This window comes from Syntrophales bacterium, assembly GCA_026417625.1.
Classification (GTDB): domain Bacteria; phylum Desulfobacterota; class Syntrophia; order Syntrophales; family UBA8958; genus JAOACW01.
This window is the reverse complement of record JAOACW010000001.1, coordinates 192,873-212,509: the sequence shown is the minus strand read 5'-3', so window position 1 is coordinate 212,509 and position 19,637 is coordinate 192,873. Positions and strand designations below refer to the sequence as shown.

Genomic DNA, 19,637 nt, shown 5'->3' with positions numbered 1-19,637 from the left:
AGGCGGGCTTTTACGCATTATTTTCATGGGCTAACCTCACGCAGTCACAGGTAGAACATTATTTATATACAAGTAAAAGAATGGAAAATCAACCGATTAATTCAGAAATTAACTTTGTCTTTTCCTTTTAACCCCAGTATTTTTCTGGCTTCTTCTGGTGTTGCTGGTTCAATGCCCAACTCTCTGGCAATGCGGATGATTTTTTCCACCTGCTCGGCATTGCTCTTTGCTAATCTCCCCTTGTCTAGGTAGAGGTTGTCTTCAAGTCCCACCCTGCAGTGTCCGCCGAGGAGAAGGGCCTGCGTGCACATGGCAAATTGGGCACGACCGGCCACACAAACCGAGAATTCGAATTCTCCAATCAATTTTTTTGAGTATTCAACCAAAAATCTGAGGTTTTCTGGACTGGGAGTAATGCCGCCTAGTACACCCATCACGAACTGTATGTAGACAGGTTTTTTTGTCTGACCGTTTTCGATCATGAAGGCGACATTGTTTACCATTGCTGCATCGTATATTTCGAATTCTGCTTTTGTATCACTTTCAGCAAAGATTCGGGCGAACTCGCGCATGGATTTGAAAGTATTGGGGAAGATGAAGTCTTCCGTTATTGCAAGGTACTGTTTTTCCCAGTCAAATTTGAAGTTTTTGTATTTCTGTAAGGTATGAAAAAGAGCAAAATTTATGGATCCGGCGTTAAAGGAAGCAAGTTCGGGTTTAAAGACAGACACGGGGCGTACCCTTTCTTCGACTGTCATACCCAGACCACCTCCGGTGGTGACGCAGATTACTATATCACATCGGCTTTTGATGGATGTGATAATTTCACGCATAATGTTTATATCGGGAGACGGTCGTCCCGTATGTGGGTCGCGAGCATGTATATGACATATTGCTGCCCCAGCTTCGTATGACCTTACGGCCTCATCTGCTATTTCCTTTGGTGTAATGGGGAGATAAGGTGTCATTCCCGGAGTGTGGATGCTTCCCGTGATGGCCGCAGTAATAATCGCCTTTTCCTTCATGGAACCTCGCCGGTAATTGTGTTTTTTGTACAATTGCGTTCTGAATCTATTATCGAAGGGTATTCAGACATCTTAAGGACAAGGTTCACCTTACTTTAAGGTGTATAAAAAATCAACCTTTTTCGTTGTGATTCACTTGACTTTAGGATACACCGCAAGTAGATAGTAGTTAAGTATAGGGGGATAAATCGTGCAGGCACTATTTACGTTGACTCCTGCAGAGTCGAAAAGGTTGATTGCTAAAGGTTTGGTAAGACTGCCGGAAGTGAAACAGGCTAAAGAAGAGGGATATCTTCTCGTTGCTAGAGGGTCAACAAATGGTTACATACTGGAGGAGCTTTTAGGTTCAGAATTTAGAAAGGAGGGTTACGTAGCTGGTCAAGTGATACGGGGTGTGCTCTGTGCTTTGGGACAGAGTGAGAGGACAAAGCCTGTAGTTTTTTACCGGGGGCAGGTGCTTGAGGTGGAACCTGGCGAGGTTCTGGATAAACTGGGACCAGGGGACGTACTACTTAAAGGTGGGAATGCCATCGATGCCCAGGGTAATATCGGTGTGCTTATGGCGAGTCCCACAGGTGGAACAATGGGCCAGTTCTACATGGCAATGAAGGCCAGAGGGTTACAGATAATCTTTCCCGTTGGGTTGGAGAAACTGATACCATCTGTTCCCTTGGCGGCACTTTACGGGGGTATCGCAAATCTGAGTATGACGATAGGGGCATCTGTGGGAATTGCGTGTATTTCTGATGGGCGGGCATTTACGGAACTGGAAGCAATTGATGTTCTTTTTGGACTAAATGCTGTGCATGTGGCCTCCGGAGGGTGGGGCGGTGCGGAGGGGGCAGTAACATTGATTGTGGAAGGTCAAGAAAGTGATGTAAAAAAGTGTATCCGTTTTATAGAGGAGAAGATAAAAGGTGAGCCACCGCTTACGGCATTGAAGAGTCCCTGCCAATCCTGTCGTATGGTATGTAACTTCCGTGGTAAAGTAGAAAGTGAACTACCCCCCTACTTGAGAGGGTAGCTTGTATCTCAGAAGATTTTTATGTAGTTTTCAGTCCTTTTTGCTAACTTTTACCAGAATGCTACGGCAACACTCTGCGTTTTTTATGATGAAGCAGTCTGGTCTTTCAATGAGCTGATATTGGCCATTTGCTTCGATTTCAAGGTTTTCTTTTGTTAATCCTTCCTCCTTTGGGATGAAGAGCATACGTCCTATGGGAATACCTGCCTCCTTTAAAACGCTCATAGTGACCTCCTTATCAGATACTAATCTAAAAGAATAAGACCTGTCCAGGTAACATAATTGTTAATTGGGAAAACTGAAGGGGAAAGTCCCACAGCTTCTAAAGTGGCCTGAACGTCAATACCTACCGCTTCCATGGATGGACGAGCACGGAAGGGGTGGCGGCACATTCTACTTCCCTCGACAGCCACGCATTGCTCACACAAGTGGCAGCAACCTCCTATGAAACCAGCAGCGAAGCGGAAGCCCAGATGGAATGCCTCTCTCTCTCCTATGTTTACGATTTCGTGAAGGCGCCTGGCATGAGTATACACTTCTTCCCGGTTATTACCTTTTTCTCCGATTCTAGCTGTGACCTGTAATAAGAGTCCCCTTTTGTATGCTTTAAGGACACGACGGAATTCGTCAACGGATATTACGAAAGGGGGACACATGAGGTTTTTATGGAAACTATCGCAGAGGGGTACTTGGCATTTTAAGCGAACCCTTTCATCCACTATCACGGATGTCGCGGGAATTAGTTTCACCTGGGACACCCCTTCTGATTTTAGCTTTTCCATGATTTTATCAGTAACTTTGTTTCTCCCGAGATCCCTCAAACCTAAAACTCCATACCAGCCCGTTCTTTGATGCCCTGGTTATAATGATGCTTTATTTCCAATATTTCGCTTACCGTATCTGCTATGTCTAGGATTTCCTTTGGTGCGTAACGTCCTGTGAGAATCAGATCAACATGGGGGGGTTTGTTTTTTATAAGTTTAATCACATCTTCCACGGGTATAAGCTGAAAATCTAGAGCTACATTAATTTCGTCTAAAATTACTAGATCGTATTCTCCCGATAATGTGGCATTTCGTGCTAGTTCCAACCCCCGACGTGCAAGTTCCACATCCACGGGAGCCGGGTTTCCTCTCATTACAAAACTATCAAGGCCACTCTGAAGAATGGTGAATTCTGGAAGATGCCTTTCTGCCGCGAGTACTTCACCGTATTTTTTCCCTTTCATGAACTGAATCATCATTACTTTCTTGCCATGACCTATTGATCGTAACGCTTGGCCAATAGCGGCTGTCGTTTTACCTTTGCCGTTGCCGGTTAACACGTAGACAATGCCGCGGTTGTACTTTGCAACAGTTTCCTCGATTATGTTTTGGGACATACGATACCACCCTTTTTTGTGGAAAGGCCCGGGAAGGAGATTCCCGGGCCATTGTTTTTTCTGTGCGTTAAACCATATAGGTTATTAAAAACACTCTTTAAGGTAACGTCTTGCTACGTCTTCCGCAAGGGTATAGGGATCCGTTTTTCTCTCAACGAGCTGCTGTATCATGTTTTCTATCTCTCCCGCTGCGACGAGACGGTTCAGAACAGGTTCGAGAATGCATGTCCGTATAGCTTCGTTGAGTTCCACCGCAGCTTTGCGTCTTATTCTTGAACCAAGGAGATCGTGAGCCACGAGATGCTCGTAATGCTTTATAACCGTTTCTGTAAGTTCTTCTATACTCTTTCCAAAACCCTCAGGTTCAAAGGCGTTTTCCACACGTAAAATCGGAGGTTTCCAGCCCGCCGCAAAAGATTCAGGTGGTGCCATGTCCAACATGGCCATAATCTCTCTTCTGAGTTTAGAAGAACCCTCTCGGTCGGCCTTATTGATGACGAAAATGTCAGCAATTTCCATAATCCCTGCTTTAATAGCCTGTATGTCGTCGCCCATACCCGGCACGAGAACCACAATCACTGTATGGGAATGATTGATGATGTCCACTTCCTGTTGGCCAGTTCCTACAGTTTCCACGAGGATCACATCCATTCCCATAGCATCCATGATATGGATGGCGTCTCCCACCGCTTTTGCCAGTCCTCCAAGAGCACCCCTCGTAGCTAAGGAGCGAACAAACACGCCTGGATCATTTGCATGTCTTTGCATCCGCACCCTGTCCCCCAGCAAAGCTCCTCCGGAGAAAGGACTGCTGGGATCCACAGCAAGAACACCAACTTTTTTGTCTCTCTTTCGGAAACACCCTACTAAACCGTCTACCAGTGTGCTCTTTCCTGCTCCCGGAGAGCCTGTGACCCCTATAACTTGAGCTTTCCCCGTAAGTGGGAATATGTGTTTTATGGTTTCCCGTGCTTCTTGAATACCGTCTTCCAAATTTCTAATGAGGCGGGAGGCTGTTCTCACATCTCCCGCCTTGATCTTATTTACTTTATCCATTTTCGCTCTCTCAGCCTCTTGGTTGTACATTCTTTTTGATCCAATCCACAATATCGTCGAGTCGCGCACCTGGCGTAAAAATGGCTTTTATACCTTTGTCATAAAGGTATTGTAGATCAACGTCCGGGATAATTCCCCCTCCTATTACAACGATGTCGCTCGCACCTTTCTCGTCTAGTAATCGCCTTACCTCGGGGAACAGGTAACGATGAGCTCCGGACAGACAGCTCAACCCTACGAGGTCGACGTCCTCCTGAATGGCTGCATTCGCTATTTGTTCAGGCGTCTGATGACAACCGGTGTAGATGACCTCAAATCCTGCATCTCGGAAACAACGGGCCAATACTCTGGCGCCTCGATCGTGACCGTCCAAACCGGGTTTAGCCACCATCACACGAAGTTTTCTCTCTGCCATGGTTGTAACCCCTCCTTTAGGAAATTTCTATGTTAGTAGAGTGCCGGATCTCTGTACTCTCCGTACACTTCCCGGTACACGTCACAGATCTCCTGGAGAGTGCACAGGTTCTTGACCGCTTCGATGCAATACGGCATTACGTTTTCACCTTTCCTGCACGCTTCTCTGAGATCGTCCAGACATTTTTTAACAGCCTTATTGTCTCTTTTACGCTTAACTTCCCGGAGCCGTGCAATTTGTTCCTCTTCTAGCTTATCATCGATTTCCACAAGAGGAATGGGTTCCTGTACTTCACTTACGTACTTATTCACACCAACCATTATCTTTTCGCCCGCGTCGATCTGACGCTGGAACCTGTACGCAGCATCAGCGATCTCCATCTGCGGGAATCCTTTCTCTATAGCTGCGATCATCCCACCCATTTCGTCTATCTTGTGGATATATTCCCAAGCCTTTTCTTCCATTTCGTTCGTTAAAGCTTCTACGAAGTAGGAACCTGCCAATGGGTCTATTGTGTTGGCAACCCCTGTCTCCTCTGCAAGGATCTGCTGTGTTCTGAGGGCGATCTGCACTGCGAAGTCAGACGGTAGACAGAGCACCTCGTCCAGTGAATTTGTATGTAGGGATTGTGTACCACCCAGGACTGCAGCCAGGGCTTCAACAGCTGTTCGCACCACGTTGTTGAACGGTTGCTGGGCTGTCAGTGAACATCCCGCCGTCTGTGTGTGGAACCTCATCCACATTGAGCGAGGATTCTTGGCCTTGAAGCGGTATTTCATGATCTTTGCCCACATTCTCCTCGCTGCTCTCATTTTGGCTATCTCTTCAAAGAAGTCAATGTGGGAGTTGAAGAAGAAGGAAAGGCGGGGAGCGAAGTCATCCACATCAAGACCTTTGCGACGGATTACGTCCTCAACATACTCAATTCCGTCACGAAGTGTGAAGGCTAGTTCTTGCACCGCCGTTGAACCGGCCTCACGGATGTGATAACCGCTTATGGAAATGGTGTTCCACTTTGGTACATACTTGGTACCAAACTCCACAGTATCACTTATCAGTTTTACAGAGGGTTCAGGGGGACACATAAGCGTTTTCTGGGCTATGAATTCTTTCAACATGTCGTTCTGTATTGTGCCACCTATCTTATCAAGGGGTACACCTTTTAGCTCAGCGGCAGCACAGTACATAGCCCAGAGTACCGTGGCCGGAGGATTAATCGTCATTGAGGTCGTTACTTTATCAAGGGGGATTCCATCAACGAGAACGAGAAAATCCTCCAATGTATCTATGGCCACGCCACATTTACCACATTCACCTCTTGCCTTCGGGGAATCTGTGTCGTAACCCATAAGCGTTGGGAAATCGAAAGCTGTGCTCAGTCCAGTTTGTCCCTCCTTTAAAAGCATGTGCCATCGTTTGTTGGTTGTTTTCGCATCCCCCATTCCGGAAAACATTCGGAAGGTCCAATACTTACCCCTGTAACCCGTTACCTGGTTACCCCTGAGAAATGGGAATTGTCCTGGATAACCTATGTCCCTTTCAAAGTCCATGTCTTTGATATCTTCCGGAGTGTAAAGTCTTTTGATTTTTAGGTCAGAAACAGTGGACCAAAGATGATCTGGTTTCTGGTCTGGGTTTTTCTCGATGGTCCTCCTTACCTCGTCTTCCCATTTCTGCCTTAGCCTACTGGATTGTTCCAGTACTTCCGCTGCAAAATACATATCCAACCCTCCTTCTCTTATATTTAAAATTAGAAAAGTTCAAAAATGCACTAAATGTTATATAACCCATAGAGGGTAACCCCCCGGTTAAATACATAGGGCCAATTATCTTCAATGGAAGACGAGATTTTAGCAGCGGTTGATGGTTCATGCGCCATTGATTCACTTTAATCATGATTGTTAGTACTGTTAATATCTTTTGTCAAGGAGAAAAAACAATTTACATCGATTAGTAAGACAGGTTTTATGTTGAATGAGGTACGATATTAATATATAAAACAAACACGTTTTAAACCATGAGAGTAAAAACTCTGGGGGGAGGGTGTTATGACAAGAGAGGAAAAAATTGAGGCGGTGAAACAACGGGCTAGAAAGAATTTCTCTTTGGGGTACAACTGTGCTGAGTGCGTGACGGAAGCTGTATTTTCATTGATCAATACGGGGCTTCCAATAGAGGCAAGAAAAATGGCTACCGGATTTGGTGGTGGTGTGGGGCTTTTCGGTGATACATGTGGTGCGTTAACAGGTGCTGTAATGGCTGTGAGTGCTGTGCACGGGCGCGTAAGTTTACCGGAAGATCCCGATCCAAAACAAGCGGTGAAAAAAGCTGCTCAAGAACTTTACGGTAAGCCTGGACTTTATAGGATTTTTAACCAGATTCCCAATCGGTTTAAGGCGAAATTCAACCACACCCTTTGTCGTGAACTTACTAAACAGTGGCATAACCAGTGGTTATGTCGTGATCATGCGCTCTTTTGCAGGGAAATAATCACAGAAGCGGCTGGGATTGCCGCGGATCTTATTCTATCAGATAAGGATTCCTTAGCCTCCCTGCCTTTCGGTGAAAATGTGGAAAATCTGAAAGATTAAAAAGGAGATGTTTCGATGGGTAAGCAACTGGTTATCATAGGAGGAGGAGCAGCTGGTCCTTCTGTGGCTGCTGAAGCGAGACGCAGGGATTCTGAACTCAAGATTACTATGATTGAGCGGGGGGATTATGTTTCCTATGCCGCCTGTCCCATACCGTATTACATCGGTGATTATATCAAGGACTACAGGAGATTGGTCATCCGTACCCCTGAGGAGTTTATTAGGACTGGTGTCGATGTGAAGCTTAGAGCCAACGTGGAGGCGATCGATGTTGATAAAGGGTTGGTGTATGTATCGGACGGATCTGTTTTACCTTATGATAATTTGGTTTTAGCGACAGGGGCTAAGGCGGTTCGCCCAGATATACCTGGTATAGACAGCGAAGGGGTTTTTGTACTGCGGAATCTTGGCGATGCGTTGCAGGTAAAGTCGTTTATAGTGGAAAATAGGTGCCGGCGTGCTGTTTTACTAGGGGGAGGGTTCATTGCCCTGGAGATGAGTGAAGCCCTCAGGAGTATAGGTATAGAGACAACGATGGTTATCAGAAGGGACCGTCCGGTTCCCCACTGGGATCCAGAGTTTACAGACGTCATATTGAAAGAACTGGAAAAAAATCAGGTGAATTTTCTGCCGGAAGCAAAGCTGAAAGCCATTGAAAGGGTGACAGACGCCAAGCTTTGCCTTCACACAGATAAGGGGACAATCGAAACTGATCTTATAATTTTGGGATTAGGGGTACGTCCTGAAACTTCATTGGCTGAAGCTATTGGATTGAGGTTGGGTGATACTGGGGCGATAAGCGTGGATTCCCGTCAGCGTACCTCCAGAGAGGAAATTTATGCGGTTGGTGATTGCTGTGAGGTCTACCACCGAATTGCCAAAAAATGGGTCTATCGTCCCCTGGGTGATATCGCCAACAAACAGGGAAGAACAGCAGGTATTAATATTGGTGGTGGGAATGCAGAATTTGCTGGTATAGTTGGTGCCCAATCTTTTAAGCTTTTCTCACTTGAGGTCGGGACCACGGGTATCATGGAGGATGAGGCTAGGCAGGCAGGTTATGATCCGGTGAGTAACCTAGTATGGGGTAACCCGGTTGCGCGACCTATGTCTCGGGGCGAGAGGTTGGGCATAAAGCTTGTCGCTGACAGAAAGACGGGGAAACTTTTAGGTGCACAGGCAGTAGGGGACAAAGGAGCGGTATGGCGAATTAACTGTCTGTCAGTGGCCCTTTGGCAGGGACTGACTGTACAGGAGATAGGTTATCTTGATTTTGCCTATGCACCACCCTTCGGCGGGGCATGGGATGCTATCCATGTGGCTGCCCATGCGCTGATGAGAAAACTATGAGAGGGTTGTTAGGGGGTGGAAAGAATTGGTGTAAAGATCGGTGGTGATGTGTGCTGTGTGTACACGAGTTTGGGGGGTACGTTTCTGAGTTTGGTTGATAGCTGTACCCGCAGGGGGGTACTCCCAGGTTTTGTTGAAGAGACGCTTATCACCGAGGCAACACAAAAAGGTAACGTTCTTGTTCTGGGAATCGTCGAAACGAAAGAGCATAAAGATAGTCTCTCAGAAATGCTGGACATTGCGATGCATAACCTAGGAGCGTATCCTGCAGTGGGGAATGAATACGATTTTTTGGTGGAGGTTCTTTAACTTATCGTTTTAATTAAAAGGAGGAGGGCATGGCTGTAAAAACTGCGGAAGAGTATCTGGATACTATAAGGAAGATGAAACCCAGGGTGTATATCGGAGGCAAGTGGGTAACCAATCTCTTGGATCACCCTGTAACCCGTTCTATGGTTATGGCAAATGCTGCTGTTTATGGGTTGGCACATGAAGAGCAGTATAGGGACATAATGGTGGCGACTTCTCATCTAACAGGTGAGCCGATTAATAGGAATCTCCATGTAGCGCGGAGCATTCATGATCTAGATATGCGTCAAGAGATGGCACTTCTCACCAGTCAAACAGTTGGAACATGTAATTATCGTTGTGTGGGCTGTGATGCTCTGAATAGTCTTGCGTCCACTACATGGGAAATGGATCGGGATCTAGGAACGAACTACAGTGAGCGTTTTAACAAGTGGCTCGCCTATGCCCAGGCCAATGATTTGGCCGTTTCAGGTGCTATTACAGACGCCAAGGGTGATAGAAAAAAGAGACCTTCCCAGCAGGCGGAGATAGACACATATGTGCATGTAGTAGAAAAGCGTGACGATGGGATTGTCGTAAGTGGGATAAAGGTTAGCCAAAGTGGTGCCATAGGTTCCCATGAGACTCTGGTTTTACCGGGTGGGGCTTTGAGGGAAGGAGAAGAGGCATTTGCGGTGGCATTTGCTGTCCCCAACAGCGCTCCGGGGTTAACGTATGTCTGTCAGTACAACGCCTATTCCGCCGAAAGGGAGATGTGTGAGGATGTATGGGAACTTGGAAATCCCCTCTACGGCCAAAGGGAAACGAGCACGATGATCTTTGACAGGGTATTTGTCCCCTGGGAGAGGGTGTTCCTCTGCGGTGAGACTAAGTACTGTGGAAGGATGGTGGCGAGGTTCGCCAAAGCCCATAGGATGAACTGTGGTGGGGCTTGTAAAGTGGGTTTTGCCGATTTGATCATCGGTGGCGCATTGTTGGCTGCAGAGTGCATTGGTGTTGATAAAGTACCGCATATTCAGGAGAAGATTATAGACATGGTGCGCTATAGTGAGACATCTCACGCTTGTGCTATAGCTGCGGCGATGCGTGGTCGAGAGGAACCGGAGGGCTCGGGTGTTTATCTCCCAGATGACCTCTTTGGCAACGCAGCCAAATTGAATATAGCGGATGGGTTCTGGGAGATCATAAAACTGGCGGGAGATATTGCTGGGGGGTTGGTAGTGACGATGCCCAGAATAAAGGATTTGGATGATCCTGTTGTCGGAGCTGCTCTTAAAAAGGCTTTTTCTGCTGTTGCGCCTGCTGAGAAGAGACTCAAAGTAGCTAAATTCCTCCAGCACTGGACTGCTGGCCTGCATGGGCCTGGTACATGGCATGGTGCTGGTGCCCCACAAACTCAACGTTACATGTTTACAGTGCTAACGGACTTCGAAAAGAAGAAGAGGCTTGCGAAGAAGCTTATGGGTCTTGAGGAGTGAAGGTGAAGGACACCCATGGGTTTGATAAAATCCATGGGTGTCCTTTTGGATTTAGGGGAGACATGTCTCACAGTAAAGTTCTTCTTATGGATCTCAGCAATACAGTATATTTAGAGGGCAAAGATGCGCTGATCATTGTCGATAGGCGCCGTCTACCTCGAGAGTTCATAGAGATCTACTGCACTCACCATGAAGAAGTTGCAAGAGCCATTGAAGATATGGTGGTACAGGGTGCGGGGGATATAGCCATTACCGCAGCTTATGGATTGTATCTCACAGCGCGGGAGTTGGAGAACAGGGGCTTCTGGAGGGATTTAGAGGAACTTGAAGCTGCTGCTGCACGTTTACGATCCACCAGACCTACGGGTCATCATCTTAGAACCCTGCTGGATAGGATCATGGTTCAGGTGCGTAGGGAAGTGGACCGTCCTGCATCGGAAGTAATCATAGAATTTATCTGGCGTGCATTGAAGCGTCAGAGGGAAATGTCGCAACAAACTGGTGCTCAAGGTGAGAGACTTCTTGAAGACGGGGCTATTGTGCTTACCCACTGTTTTGCAGGGGCTGGTTTGCTATACATGTTTCAATACGCCTTAGAAAAAGGGAAGAAACTTAAGGCAGTTTGTACGGAAACCAGACCTTACCTTCAGGGCGCGAGACTTACGGCTTGGTCTCTTTCGGAGATGGGAGTAGACACAACTCTGATAACTGATAACATGGCAGCGTGGTTTATGGCCCAGGGAAAAATAAGTACGGTTGTTACTGCTGCGGATCGCATTGCTATGGATGGCAGTGTGGCGAACAAAGTGGGGACTTTGCAGCTTGCCATATGTGCCCGCCATTACGGAATACCTTTTTACGTTCTGGGCTATGGTGGGCCTGATCCTTTAACACCGACGGGAAAGGACATCCCTATAGAGAAGAGAAATCCTACTGAAGTGACCACTTTCCGCGGGGAACCAATCACTGGAGAGAGAGTAAAGGCTGAATATCCCGCATTTGACGTAACTCCACCCGATTTGATAACGGGTATTGTCACTACGAGAGGTATTTTCAGGCCTGAAAGAATTGTTGATTATTTTCCACGTCTTACGAGTTGAAAACATCTATCTTTTTTGCACCACTTTCGTATGGGCACAACATTGACTGGGGAACGAGGAAACTCCGCATGTTGTCGGGGACGTAAATAAGTATCCACGGATCATCCTTTGCATAAAAACCACGTTTTCCTATGATCTTCCCCACTTTTCCGTAAAAGGGGTGGCGCGGTTGATCAACGATAACGATGTCTCCTAATTCCATATTTTAACCTCCTTTTTAGGACAGCAGGAAAGAGCGATTTTTTCCTGCGTCTGTTTCAACTATAATCTTCTCAATTCTATGGCCCATGAGGAGATTTTACTTCCCCCTTTGGTGAGACCTCCTCTACACCAGTAAAGATCTTCATCTATTAATCTCCAGTACTCCACGCCCCGCATTGCCCCCCCTTCTGTTTCGTAAAGTGACAGAATAGAATCGTCTACTATTATGAAATTCCCGCTCATTGTACCGAGATGGGGATTTTTAGCTTCCCAGGTGGTTATGTCTCCGTCTCCTCTAACGGGTTGAACTTCGTATCGGTTGCTAAAGCGAATGGAATCATCTGCAACGATCCATATGGTGGACTCCACGATCCAGAGATCCGGATCATGAGTCACTCTTATTCTGCCCTCAACGGGATAGATGCGTGTATTTGCATCCACGTAAATACCTGAAGCTACCCATTGCCATTCCTCGAAGAGAAAAGTATGGACAACCGCCCTGGCCATTTTAGAAACCTTATAACACGTTACTTCTTAGGGCGCCACTTTTATTTTATCTGATCGAATACGGGAAGTTTCAGGAGTTCTTCCGGTGAGTTTACAATATAGTCAGGTTTCACATTCTCCAGTCTATCTTTTGGGTGCCATCCCCATGCGACCCCCACGGTGATTACACCTGCCAGTTTTCCTTCTCTTATATCTCCCGCGGTATCACCGATGTATAAGGTGTCATTTTTACTAATACCATAAACAGCCATGAGCTTTTCCATTTTGTTTTTTTTGCTGTATGAATCGTCGGAACCCATGATGGATTTGAAGAATTTACCAACGGAGAAACGTGAGAAGATGCGCTCAATGGCTCCGCGGGAGTTAGAGGAAATAATGGCAAGGATGTTGTTGTGCGATAGCTCCTCGAGTACCGGTAATATGCCCGGAATAACGTTTACATTTTCATAGTAATTCACTAGAGTTGAGTATTCCTTCAAGGCGGTGAGGAATGCAGTAAGATCGACTCCTCTTCTTTCTAGGGCTTCGTAAAAGTTCTCTTCGAATAGGTTCAAGTAATCTTCCGTGCTGCTTATTAGGGGTTTGCCAATGCGTTCCAGGCACCACTTAACGGCTTTGCTGTAAACATGAAGTGAGTCGACAATAACACCATCAAAATCGAAAAGTAATAGTTTCGGGGAGTTTCTAGGTTTAACGGCTAACATAATCCTGTTTTTTTTTCGTGGATCTCCAGGAGCTTTTCGCTGTAAGGTGGGGTTATAATCCCTTTTTCAGTGATGATCGCGCTAATGAGTTCTGCTGGGGTTATATCAAATGCGGGATTGTACGCCTTAGTCTTTTTAGGAGCACAGCGGCGACCGTAGAAAGATGTGACTTCTTTTGGATCTCTCTCCTCAATGGGTATTGAGGAGCCGTCTGGGATAGTTAAGTCGATCGTTGATGTTGGGGCAGCGATGTACAGTGGTATACTGTGATGGCGAGCAAGTACAGCCAATGAATACGTTCCGATTTTGTTAGCTGTGTCACCATTGGCGGCGATGCGGTCGGCCCCTGTGATAACCATATGTACCTTACCTTGCTTCATTATAAAACCCGCCATACTGTCCGTGATCAATGTATGGGGAATGCCCTCTTTTGATAATTCCCATGCGGTTAGCCTTGCTCCCTGGAGTACCGGTCTTGTTTCATCAACATAAACATGTATTTTTTTACCTTCTTCATGTGCTGCTCTTATAATACCGAGGGCCGTTCCGTAACCGGCTGTAGCTAAGGCTCCGGCGTTGCAGTGGGTCAGTATACGATCACCATTCTTAATGAGAGAACGGCCGTAACTACCAATCTTTATGTTTACAGCTATGTCCTCCTCCAGGATGTGGAGGGCCTCTTTTATGAGAATTTTTTTTAATTCTGGAATACCCGCTGTAAGTAACTTTTCCCGAAGGGTATGACGCATCCGGTCGAGCGCCCAGAAGAGATTTCTGGCTGTAGGTCTGGTGTTGGCGAACTCGTCAATTATACTTTCGACTTTTTTAAGAAATTCCTCATGGCTATAAACCTTGATATGCATTGCTCCTAGAGCTACTCCTAGCGCAGCTGCCACGCCAATAGCCGGTGCACCTCTGATGGTCATCTCCTTAATAGCTGTACATACTTCTCTGTGATCGCTACATCTTTTATAGCGGATTCTTGTGGGTAGAGATCTCTGGTCCAGAATTATTATTTTGTTCTTCCGCCAAGTAATCGGGTGGATCTCCATGCTAATCTTGGAGTTTTTCCTTTAAAAGACGATTAACCAGCTGTGGATTGGCTTTTCCCTGAGTGATTTTCATCACTTGACCCACGAAGAAGCCGAATACCTTCTCTTTACCTGCCCTGTACTGCTTCACCTGTTCAGGATTCGCCTCTATGACTCTCTCTATTATGGGAATTAGAACAGTTTCGTCTGTTATCTGTATAAGTCCTTTCTCCCTGATAACATCCTCTGGGGATCTGGGAGATCTATACATGTCTGTGAGAATTTCCTTAGCGATCTTTCCACTTATGGTTCCGTTCATTATAAGTTTAATCATAGAGGCTAAATTCACAGGCGAAATGGGGCATTCTTTTATGGTTTTATTCTCTTCGTTTAGTAGTCGCAAAAGGTCCCCCATGATCCAATTAGCCGCCATTTTGGGTTCTCCGCAGAGAGCTGCTGTTTCCTCGAAGTAGTCGGCAATATATCGGCTTGATGTGAGAACGTTTGTATCGTATGCTGTAAGGTCGTATTGTTTCATGAAACGATCCCTTTTCTCCAGAGGGAGTTCTGGTAAAGATCGTCGGATCTCCTCTACCCATTCTTCATCAATGCGAAGCGTTACTAAGTCAGGGTCAGGAAAATATCGGTAATCATGGGCTTCTTCCTTGCCTCTCATGGGGTTGGTAACTCCCTGACTTTCGTTCCAAAGACGTGTTTCTTGAACCACTTCACCGCCACTCTCAAGGATGTACTGCTGGCGTTTTATCTCGTATTCTAAGGCACGTTGGACGTGACGGAATGAATTCATGTTTTTGAGTTCGGTTCTGGTACCGAAGCCCTCTGCACCTTTCGGTTTCAGTGAAACGTTGGCATCGCAGCGGAAACTCCCTTCCTCCATGTTACCATCACAAATTTCCAGATATACAAGTATCTCATGGAGTCTTCTCAGGTACGCGGTCGCCTCTTCAGCTGTTTTTATCGTTGGTTCGCTAACTATCTCGATAAGTGGGACTCCTGTGCGGTTAAAATCTACATAACTCCACGGGTTGTGTTCGTCATGCAGGAGTTTGCCCGCATCTTCCTCCAAGTGTATCCTCGTTATACCAATTTTTTTTCTGCCTTCACTTGTGTCCACAAGTACGTAGCCTTTTTCAGCGAGGGGATTTTCATATTGAGAAATTTGGTATCCTTTGGGTAGATCAGGATAGAAGTAGTTTTTTCTTGCAAATTTACACTCGCGGTTTATTTTACAGTTCGTTGCGAGAGCCATCTTTATGGCAAATTCTACTGCCTTTTTGTTCAGTACAGGTAATGCTCCGGGTAATCCTAGACACACAGGACATGTATGACTATTCGGGGCAGCCCCGAATTTTGTGGGGCAACCGCAGAATATCTTGGATTCAGTTAGTAGCTGGGCGTGAACCTCTAATCCAATTACAGCTTCATATTCCATTAGAGTAGCGGACTCCTCTTTTCGAGATTTATAAGCTTTTCCAGAGCTGAACCTGCCTGGAGTAATTTCCCCTCCTCAAAATGATTGGCCATAAGTTGTACACCGATAGGCAGTCCTGAAGAAGAATATCCAGCCGGTATGGAGATTCCCGGAATACCAGCCAAATTTGCAGAAATAGTGAATATATCGGACAGGTACATTTGAATGGGATCCTCTGTTTTTTCTCCTATACCGAAGGCAGGTGTAGGTGTAGTAGGCGTAAGTATTATATCACATTCTTTGAACGCTTCATCGAAGTCTTTCCTTATGAGGGTTCTCACCTGGGAGGCTTTTCTATAATAGGCATCGTAGTAACCAGAAGAGAGAACGTACGTTCCTATGATGATACGACGTTTAACTTCTTTACCAAAACCTGATGATCTTGTTTTTTTGTACATATCGATCAGGTCTTTTCCTTCAGAGGATCTGTACCCGTACTTAACGCCGTCATATCGGGCGAGGTTGGAACTCGCCTCCGCTGGGGCGATGATATAATAGGTTGCCACGCAGAATTCTGTGTGCGGAAGAGATATTTCTTTTACGCGGGCACCACCATCTTCAAGAGCTTTACGTGCCTTCTCTAAAGTCTGTAGCACTTCAGGGTCTATTCCTTCCAGTATGTATTCCCGAGGAATACCCACTGTCCATCCTTTGATATCTTTTCCGATAAAATGGGTATAGTCAGGTACCTCAATGGGAACGGAGGTTGATTCAAGTGGATCGTGACCTGCTATGGCGTTCATCATTATAGCACAATCTTCCACATCCTTCGTGAAGGGTCCAATCTGGTCGAGTGAGGAGGCGAAGGCAATGAGACCGAAGCGGGATACGCGACCGTAGGTAGGTTTCATGCCTACAACACCACAAAATGCAGCGGGTTGTCTTATAGATCCTCCTGTATCGGATCCTATAGCAGCAACGCACAAATGGGCAGCCACAGCAGCAGCAGAACCACCACTTGACCCCCCTGGGGTTTTGGTTAGATCCCACGGGTTCCTTGTAATCCAAAACCCTGAGTTTTCCGTTGATGACCCCATGGCAAATTCATCCATATTGGTTTTTCCCGTGAAAATAGCCCCTTGTTCGCGGAGTTTCTTTACCACCGTAGCGTCGTATGGAGGTATGTAGTTTTGAAGTATCCGGGATGCGCAGGTTGTGGGAAAACCCTTTGTGCAACATATGTCCTTCAGGGCAATGGGAATCCCCGTGAGAGGTTTAAGCTCACCTCTCTGAATAGCTCTGTCAGCTTTTTGAGCTTCGTTATATGCCCATTCCTTCATGAGGAAAATGTAGGCATGTAGCTTATCTTCCACTTTTTCTATTCGTTTGAAAGTGGATTCCAAGACTTCTGTTGCCGTTACTTCTCGGCGTTGAAACTTCTTTTGTAGTTCGTGGATAGTTAGTTCACACAGTTCCATGGTGTTCAGTCAATTATCCTTGGCACTCTGAATAGCGTACCAATAGAATCCGGGGCATTTGCTACAGCTTCCTCTGCTTTGAGAGAATTTTCTACTCTGTCTTCTCGGAATACATTGTAAAGTGCCGTGGCATGCGTCATCGGTTCAACGCCTTTTGTGGCAACAGCATTCAGTTTGTCTATATATGAAAGAATCTCGTTTAGCTGCACTGTAAACAGTTCTATTTCCTCTTCCTCAAATTCTAACCTCGCCAGGTGGGCTATGTGCAGCACTTCTTCACGACTTATTTTCATACCTCGCTCCTAAAAAACGTGCCATATGGGTTCGATTTGTTCTTTTACACGACTGATGACGGATGTATCCCGGTTCTTTTCGGCTTCCCGCTCCCATTCTTTTATCTTATCCTCAGGGAAGCACTCTATATCACTCAATTCTTTCAGAACAGCTTTCACGGAGGTGGTTACCCCTTCTATGTGGTAACCCCCTTCAAGAACGGCTACTAGTCGCCCTTCACAGCATGTATCAGAAATAGTCATAATGATTCTTGTAAGAGCAGCAAAACCTTCTGGTGTAACCCTTAGATCCCCGAGGGGATCGTGGATGTATGGATCAAAACCTGCTGAGATAAAAACAAACTCCGGTTTGTATTTCAAAGATACAGGTTTGAGAATGTCTAAAAACGCCTTTACAAAGAGGGGATCATCGCTTCTTGCCCTCATGGGGACGTTTATTGTGTAACCGAGTCCAGGACCGCTTCCGATTTCAGTGATCCTGCCTGTGCCGGGATATGCAGGGTACTGGTGAGTGGAGAAATAAAGGACTTTGTTGTCGTTGTAGAAGATTGCCTGTGTACCATCTCCGTGATGGAGATCCCAGTCTACGATGAGTATTCTCTGAAGTCTATATTTGCTTATAAGATATCGCGCGGCAATTGCCACGTTGTTGAAAAGGCAAAAACCGGCTGCTCTTTGTTCAGATGCATGATGTCCTGGTGGTCGCACAAGAGCCATTGCGTTATCAACCCTTTTATCCAAAACAGCATCGACTGCGTTTAGGAGACCTCCCACAGCCAACTTTGCGGTGTCGTAGGATTCTGGTGATGTTTGTGTGTCTGGGTCAAGGGAGTAGAATGACATATTTGCCGTTTTGGCTATGAGATCGATATAGGATTTTTTGTGGACTAGACCTATTTCCTCGTGAGTTGCGTAGCGTGGCGGTATGTCCACGAAATTACCTCTCATGTCTGGTGCATCCAGCATGGCATATATGGCCTTCAGCCTTTCAGGGGATTCTGGGTGATAAAAGCCTGCACTGTGCCTCAAGTATCTTTCATCCCTAACTATCCCTGTTTTCCTTGCCATAGGTCTGTCCTTTCTCTCTTTGAGGTGATTCTCTTTATCACAAATGTGATGGGTAATGCAAAAAAAATGGAAATCTAAAAGATTGACAATTGCTTTTTTATAAAGATAAAAACTTAGGGAGAAAAATGTTTGGCATCGGTTTTCAAGAACTTATAGTTATTGCTATAGTTGCCCTTCTTGTTGTTGGCCCGGAGAAACTACCCGAACTTGCCAGATCTCTAGGGAAGGCAATTGGGGAGTTTAAGAGGGTAGCGGAGGAATTGACGGAATCTGTTACCGAGGTGGTGAGGAGGGAGGGTATCGATAAGGAGTTAAAATCCCTTAAAGATGCGATCAATGAAGGAACTCCGTATGTGGAAGATAAAGCTGGAGAGGAGCGAAATAATAAATCTATTTAATCTCATTGTATCTAATCTAATAAAAATCCTATGAGTGAAAGACAGGAGGAACATAAGCAACCTCTGACATATCATTTGAGGGAGCTGAGAACGAGGTTAATAAGGATCCTTATTGCTATAGGTTTTGGGTTTGTGGTGTGTTACATATTCAAAGACCGAATCTTTGAGATCATCACCAAACCTCTGGCAAATGCATTACCCAAGAATAGCCATATGATATACACTGGTCTACCTGAGGCTTTTTTTATCTACTTGAAAATAGCCTTTTTCAGTTCACTGTTCCTCACGAGCCCCTACACTCTTTATCAGATATGGGGATTCATTTCTCCGGGTCTATACCCATCAGAAAAACGTTACATTGTCCCCTTTGTGATTTCGTCAACTCTTCTTTTCGTTGCTGGGGTACTGTTTTGCTATTTTTTGGCCCTGCCGCCTGCGTTTGCTTTCTTTGTGGAGTTTTCCTCAGATTTTCTTAGACCGATGATATCTTTCAAAGAGTACATTTCCTTCTCTCTTAAGATGCTCCTTGCCTTTGGAATCTGTTTTGAACTTCCCGTTTTTGTTTTTTTTCTAACTAAAGTCGGTGTGGTCAATAATAAAATGCTAGCCCGTCAGAGACGCTATGCCATTTTGATAATCTTCATAGTGGCCGCAATTCTTACACCATCTCCCGATGCCTTCAGTCAGATTCTCCTTGCATTGCCCCTTGTTATTCTCTATGAGCTGAGCATTTATCTTTCCAAGATAGCAGGAAGAAAAGAGAGTAAAGATAACTCGGTCGAAGGATTAAAGTAGT

At 45.8% G+C, this 19,637-nt stretch carries 23 protein-coding genes; 8 read left to right on the top strand and 15 right to left on the bottom strand.

Annotation, left to right across the window (positions count from 1 at the left end; genetic code table 11):
* Nucleotides 1-101 precede the first annotated feature (101 nt).
* On the bottom strand, nt 102-1,025 hold the full coding sequence (locus N2317_01095) for a 3-keto-5-aminohexanoate cleavage protein (GenBank protein MCX7816093.1): 924 nt from the start codon (nt 1,023-1,025) through the stop codon (nt 102-104).
* Nucleotides 1,026-1,215: 190 nt separating this feature from the next.
* Between N2317_01095 and N2317_01090 the strand changes: the two genes are divergently transcribed.
* Nucleotides 1,216-2,049, top strand: coding sequence for a hypothetical protein (locus tag N2317_01090; protein ID MCX7816092.1), 834 nt, complete (start codon nt 1,216-1,218; stop codon nt 2,047-2,049).
* Nucleotides 2,050-2,079: 30 nt separating this feature from the next.
* Here N2317_01090 and N2317_01085 read toward each other — a convergent pair whose 3' ends face one another.
* The 6 genes from N2317_01085 to N2317_01060 form a co-directional block, all read right to left on the bottom strand.
* Nucleotides 2,080-2,274 (bottom strand): hypothetical protein, encoded by a 195-nt coding sequence (locus N2317_01085; protein MCX7816091.1) that lies wholly within the window; start codon nt 2,272-2,274, stop codon nt 2,080-2,082.
* A gap of 20 nt (nt 2,275-2,294) precedes the next feature.
* Complete coding sequence (locus N2317_01080) at nt 2,295-2,798, bottom strand: DUF2284 domain-containing protein (GenBank protein MCX7816090.1); 504 nt, start codon at nt 2,796-2,798, stop codon at nt 2,295-2,297.
* A gap of 74 nt (nt 2,799-2,872) precedes the next feature.
* Complete coding sequence (gene cobO, locus N2317_01075) at nt 2,873-3,430, bottom strand: cob(I)yrinic acid a,c-diamide adenosyltransferase (GenBank protein ID MCX7816089.1); 558 nt, start codon at nt 3,428-3,430, stop codon at nt 2,873-2,875.
* Between the two features lie 84 nt (nt 3,431-3,514).
* Entirely contained in the window at nt 3,515-4,486 is a 972-nt protein-coding gene (gene meaB, locus N2317_01070; GenBank protein ID MCX7816088.1) for a methylmalonyl Co-A mutase-associated GTPase MeaB, read from the bottom strand.
* Between the two features lie 10 nt (nt 4,487-4,496).
* On the bottom strand, nt 4,497-4,901 hold the full coding sequence (locus N2317_01065; protein ID MCX7816087.1) for a cobalamin B12-binding domain-containing protein: 405 nt from the start codon (nt 4,899-4,901) through the stop codon (nt 4,497-4,499).
* A 32-nt stretch (nt 4,902-4,933) separates the two neighbouring features.
* Complete coding sequence (locus N2317_01060) at nt 4,934-6,622, bottom strand: methylmalonyl-CoA mutase family protein (GenBank protein MCX7816086.1); 1,689 nt, start codon at nt 6,620-6,622, stop codon at nt 4,934-4,936.
* A gap of 327 nt (nt 6,623-6,949) precedes the next feature.
* Here N2317_01060 and N2317_01055 point away from each other — a divergent pair, with 327 nt between their 5' ends.
* The 5 genes from N2317_01055 (at nt 6,950) to N2317_01035 (ending at nt 11,729) form a co-directional block, all read left to right on the top strand.
* Entirely contained in the window at nt 6,950-7,492 is a 543-nt protein-coding gene (locus tag N2317_01055; GenBank protein MCX7816085.1) for a C-GCAxxG-C-C family protein, read from the top strand.
* 15 nt (nt 7,493-7,507) lie between these two features.
* On the top strand, nt 7,508-8,842 hold the full coding sequence (locus N2317_01050; protein ID MCX7816084.1) for an FAD-dependent oxidoreductase: 1,335 nt from the start codon (nt 7,508-7,510) through the stop codon (nt 8,840-8,842).
* A 15-nt stretch (nt 8,843-8,857) separates the two neighbouring features.
* Nucleotides 8,858-9,151: a hypothetical protein gene (locus N2317_01045; GenBank protein MCX7816083.1), complete on the top strand. Its 294-nt coding sequence runs from the start codon at nt 8,858-8,860 to the stop codon at nt 9,149-9,151.
* A 29-nt stretch (nt 9,152-9,180) separates the two neighbouring features.
* Nucleotides 9,181-10,629, top strand: coding sequence for an aromatic ring hydroxylase (locus N2317_01040; GenBank protein ID MCX7816082.1), 1,449 nt, complete (start codon nt 9,181-9,183; stop codon nt 10,627-10,629).
* A gap of 62 nt (nt 10,630-10,691) precedes the next feature.
* Nucleotides 10,692-11,729, top strand: a complete 1,038-nt coding sequence (locus N2317_01035; GenBank protein MCX7816081.1) for a s-methyl-5-thioribose-1-phosphate isomerase — start codon at nt 10,692-10,694, stop codon at nt 11,727-11,729.
* On the opposite strand, the gene N2317_01030 is transcribed toward N2317_01035, so the two are convergent.
* From N2317_01030 to N2317_00995, 8 genes are read right to left on the bottom strand one after another with little or no spacing between them, the layout of a single operon-like run.
* Nucleotides 11,719-11,931 carry a hypothetical protein gene (locus N2317_01030; GenBank protein MCX7816080.1) on the bottom strand — a complete coding sequence of 71 codons (213 nt, stop codon included), beginning with the start codon at nt 11,929-11,931 and terminating at the stop codon, nt 11,719-11,721. The two genes, N2317_01035 and N2317_01030, sit on opposite strands and share 11 nt — an antisense overlap.
* Nucleotides 11,932-11,990: 59 nt before the next feature.
* Nucleotides 11,991-12,437, bottom strand: coding sequence for a hypothetical protein (locus N2317_01025; GenBank protein MCX7816079.1), 447 nt, complete (start codon nt 12,435-12,437; stop codon nt 11,991-11,993).
* Between the two features lie 41 nt (nt 12,438-12,478).
* Complete coding sequence (locus N2317_01020; GenBank protein ID MCX7816078.1) at nt 12,479-13,141, bottom strand: HAD family hydrolase; 663 nt, start codon at nt 13,139-13,141, stop codon at nt 12,479-12,481.
* On the bottom strand, nt 13,135-14,193 hold the full coding sequence (gene mtnA, locus N2317_01015; GenBank protein MCX7816077.1) for an S-methyl-5-thioribose-1-phosphate isomerase: 1,059 nt from the start codon (nt 14,191-14,193) through the stop codon (nt 13,135-13,137). The genes N2317_01020 and mtnA overlap by 7 nt, the downstream gene beginning before the upstream one ends.
* Before the next feature lies 1 nt (nt 14,194).
* Entirely contained in the window at nt 14,195-15,625 is a 1,431-nt protein-coding gene (gene gatB / locus N2317_01010) for an Asp-tRNA(Asn)/Glu-tRNA(Gln) amidotransferase subunit GatB (protein MCX7816076.1), read from the bottom strand.
* Entirely contained in the window at nt 15,625-17,082 is a 1,458-nt protein-coding gene (gene gatA, locus N2317_01005; GenBank protein MCX7816075.1) for an Asp-tRNA(Asn)/Glu-tRNA(Gln) amidotransferase subunit GatA, read from the bottom strand. The genes gatB and gatA overlap by 1 nt, the downstream gene beginning before the upstream one ends.
* Before the next feature lie 5 nt (nt 17,083-17,087).
* Entirely contained in the window at nt 17,088-17,375 is a 288-nt protein-coding gene (gene gatC / locus N2317_01000) for an Asp-tRNA(Asn)/Glu-tRNA(Gln) amidotransferase subunit GatC (protein ID MCX7816074.1), read from the bottom strand.
* Nucleotides 17,376-17,384: 9 nt separating this feature from the next.
* Nucleotides 17,385-18,443 (bottom strand): histone deacetylase, encoded by a 1,059-nt coding sequence (locus N2317_00995; protein MCX7816073.1) that lies wholly within the window; start codon nt 18,441-18,443, stop codon nt 17,385-17,387.
* Nucleotides 18,444-18,568: 125 nt separating this feature from the next.
* Here N2317_00995 and tatB point away from each other — a divergent pair, with 125 nt between their 5' ends.
* Together tatB and tatC are read left to right on the top strand one after the other, a co-directional pair.
* Entirely contained in the window at nt 18,569-18,841 is a 273-nt protein-coding gene (gene tatB / locus N2317_00990) for a Sec-independent protein translocase protein TatB (protein ID MCX7816072.1), read from the top strand.
* Nucleotides 18,842-18,871: 30 nt separating this feature from the next.
* A complete protein-coding gene (tatC, locus tag N2317_00985) occupies nt 18,872-19,636 on the top strand; it encodes a twin-arginine translocase subunit TatC (GenBank protein ID MCX7816071.1) in 765 nt (254 codons plus the stop codon).
* The last annotated feature ends 1 nt before the right edge of the window (nt 19,637 follow it).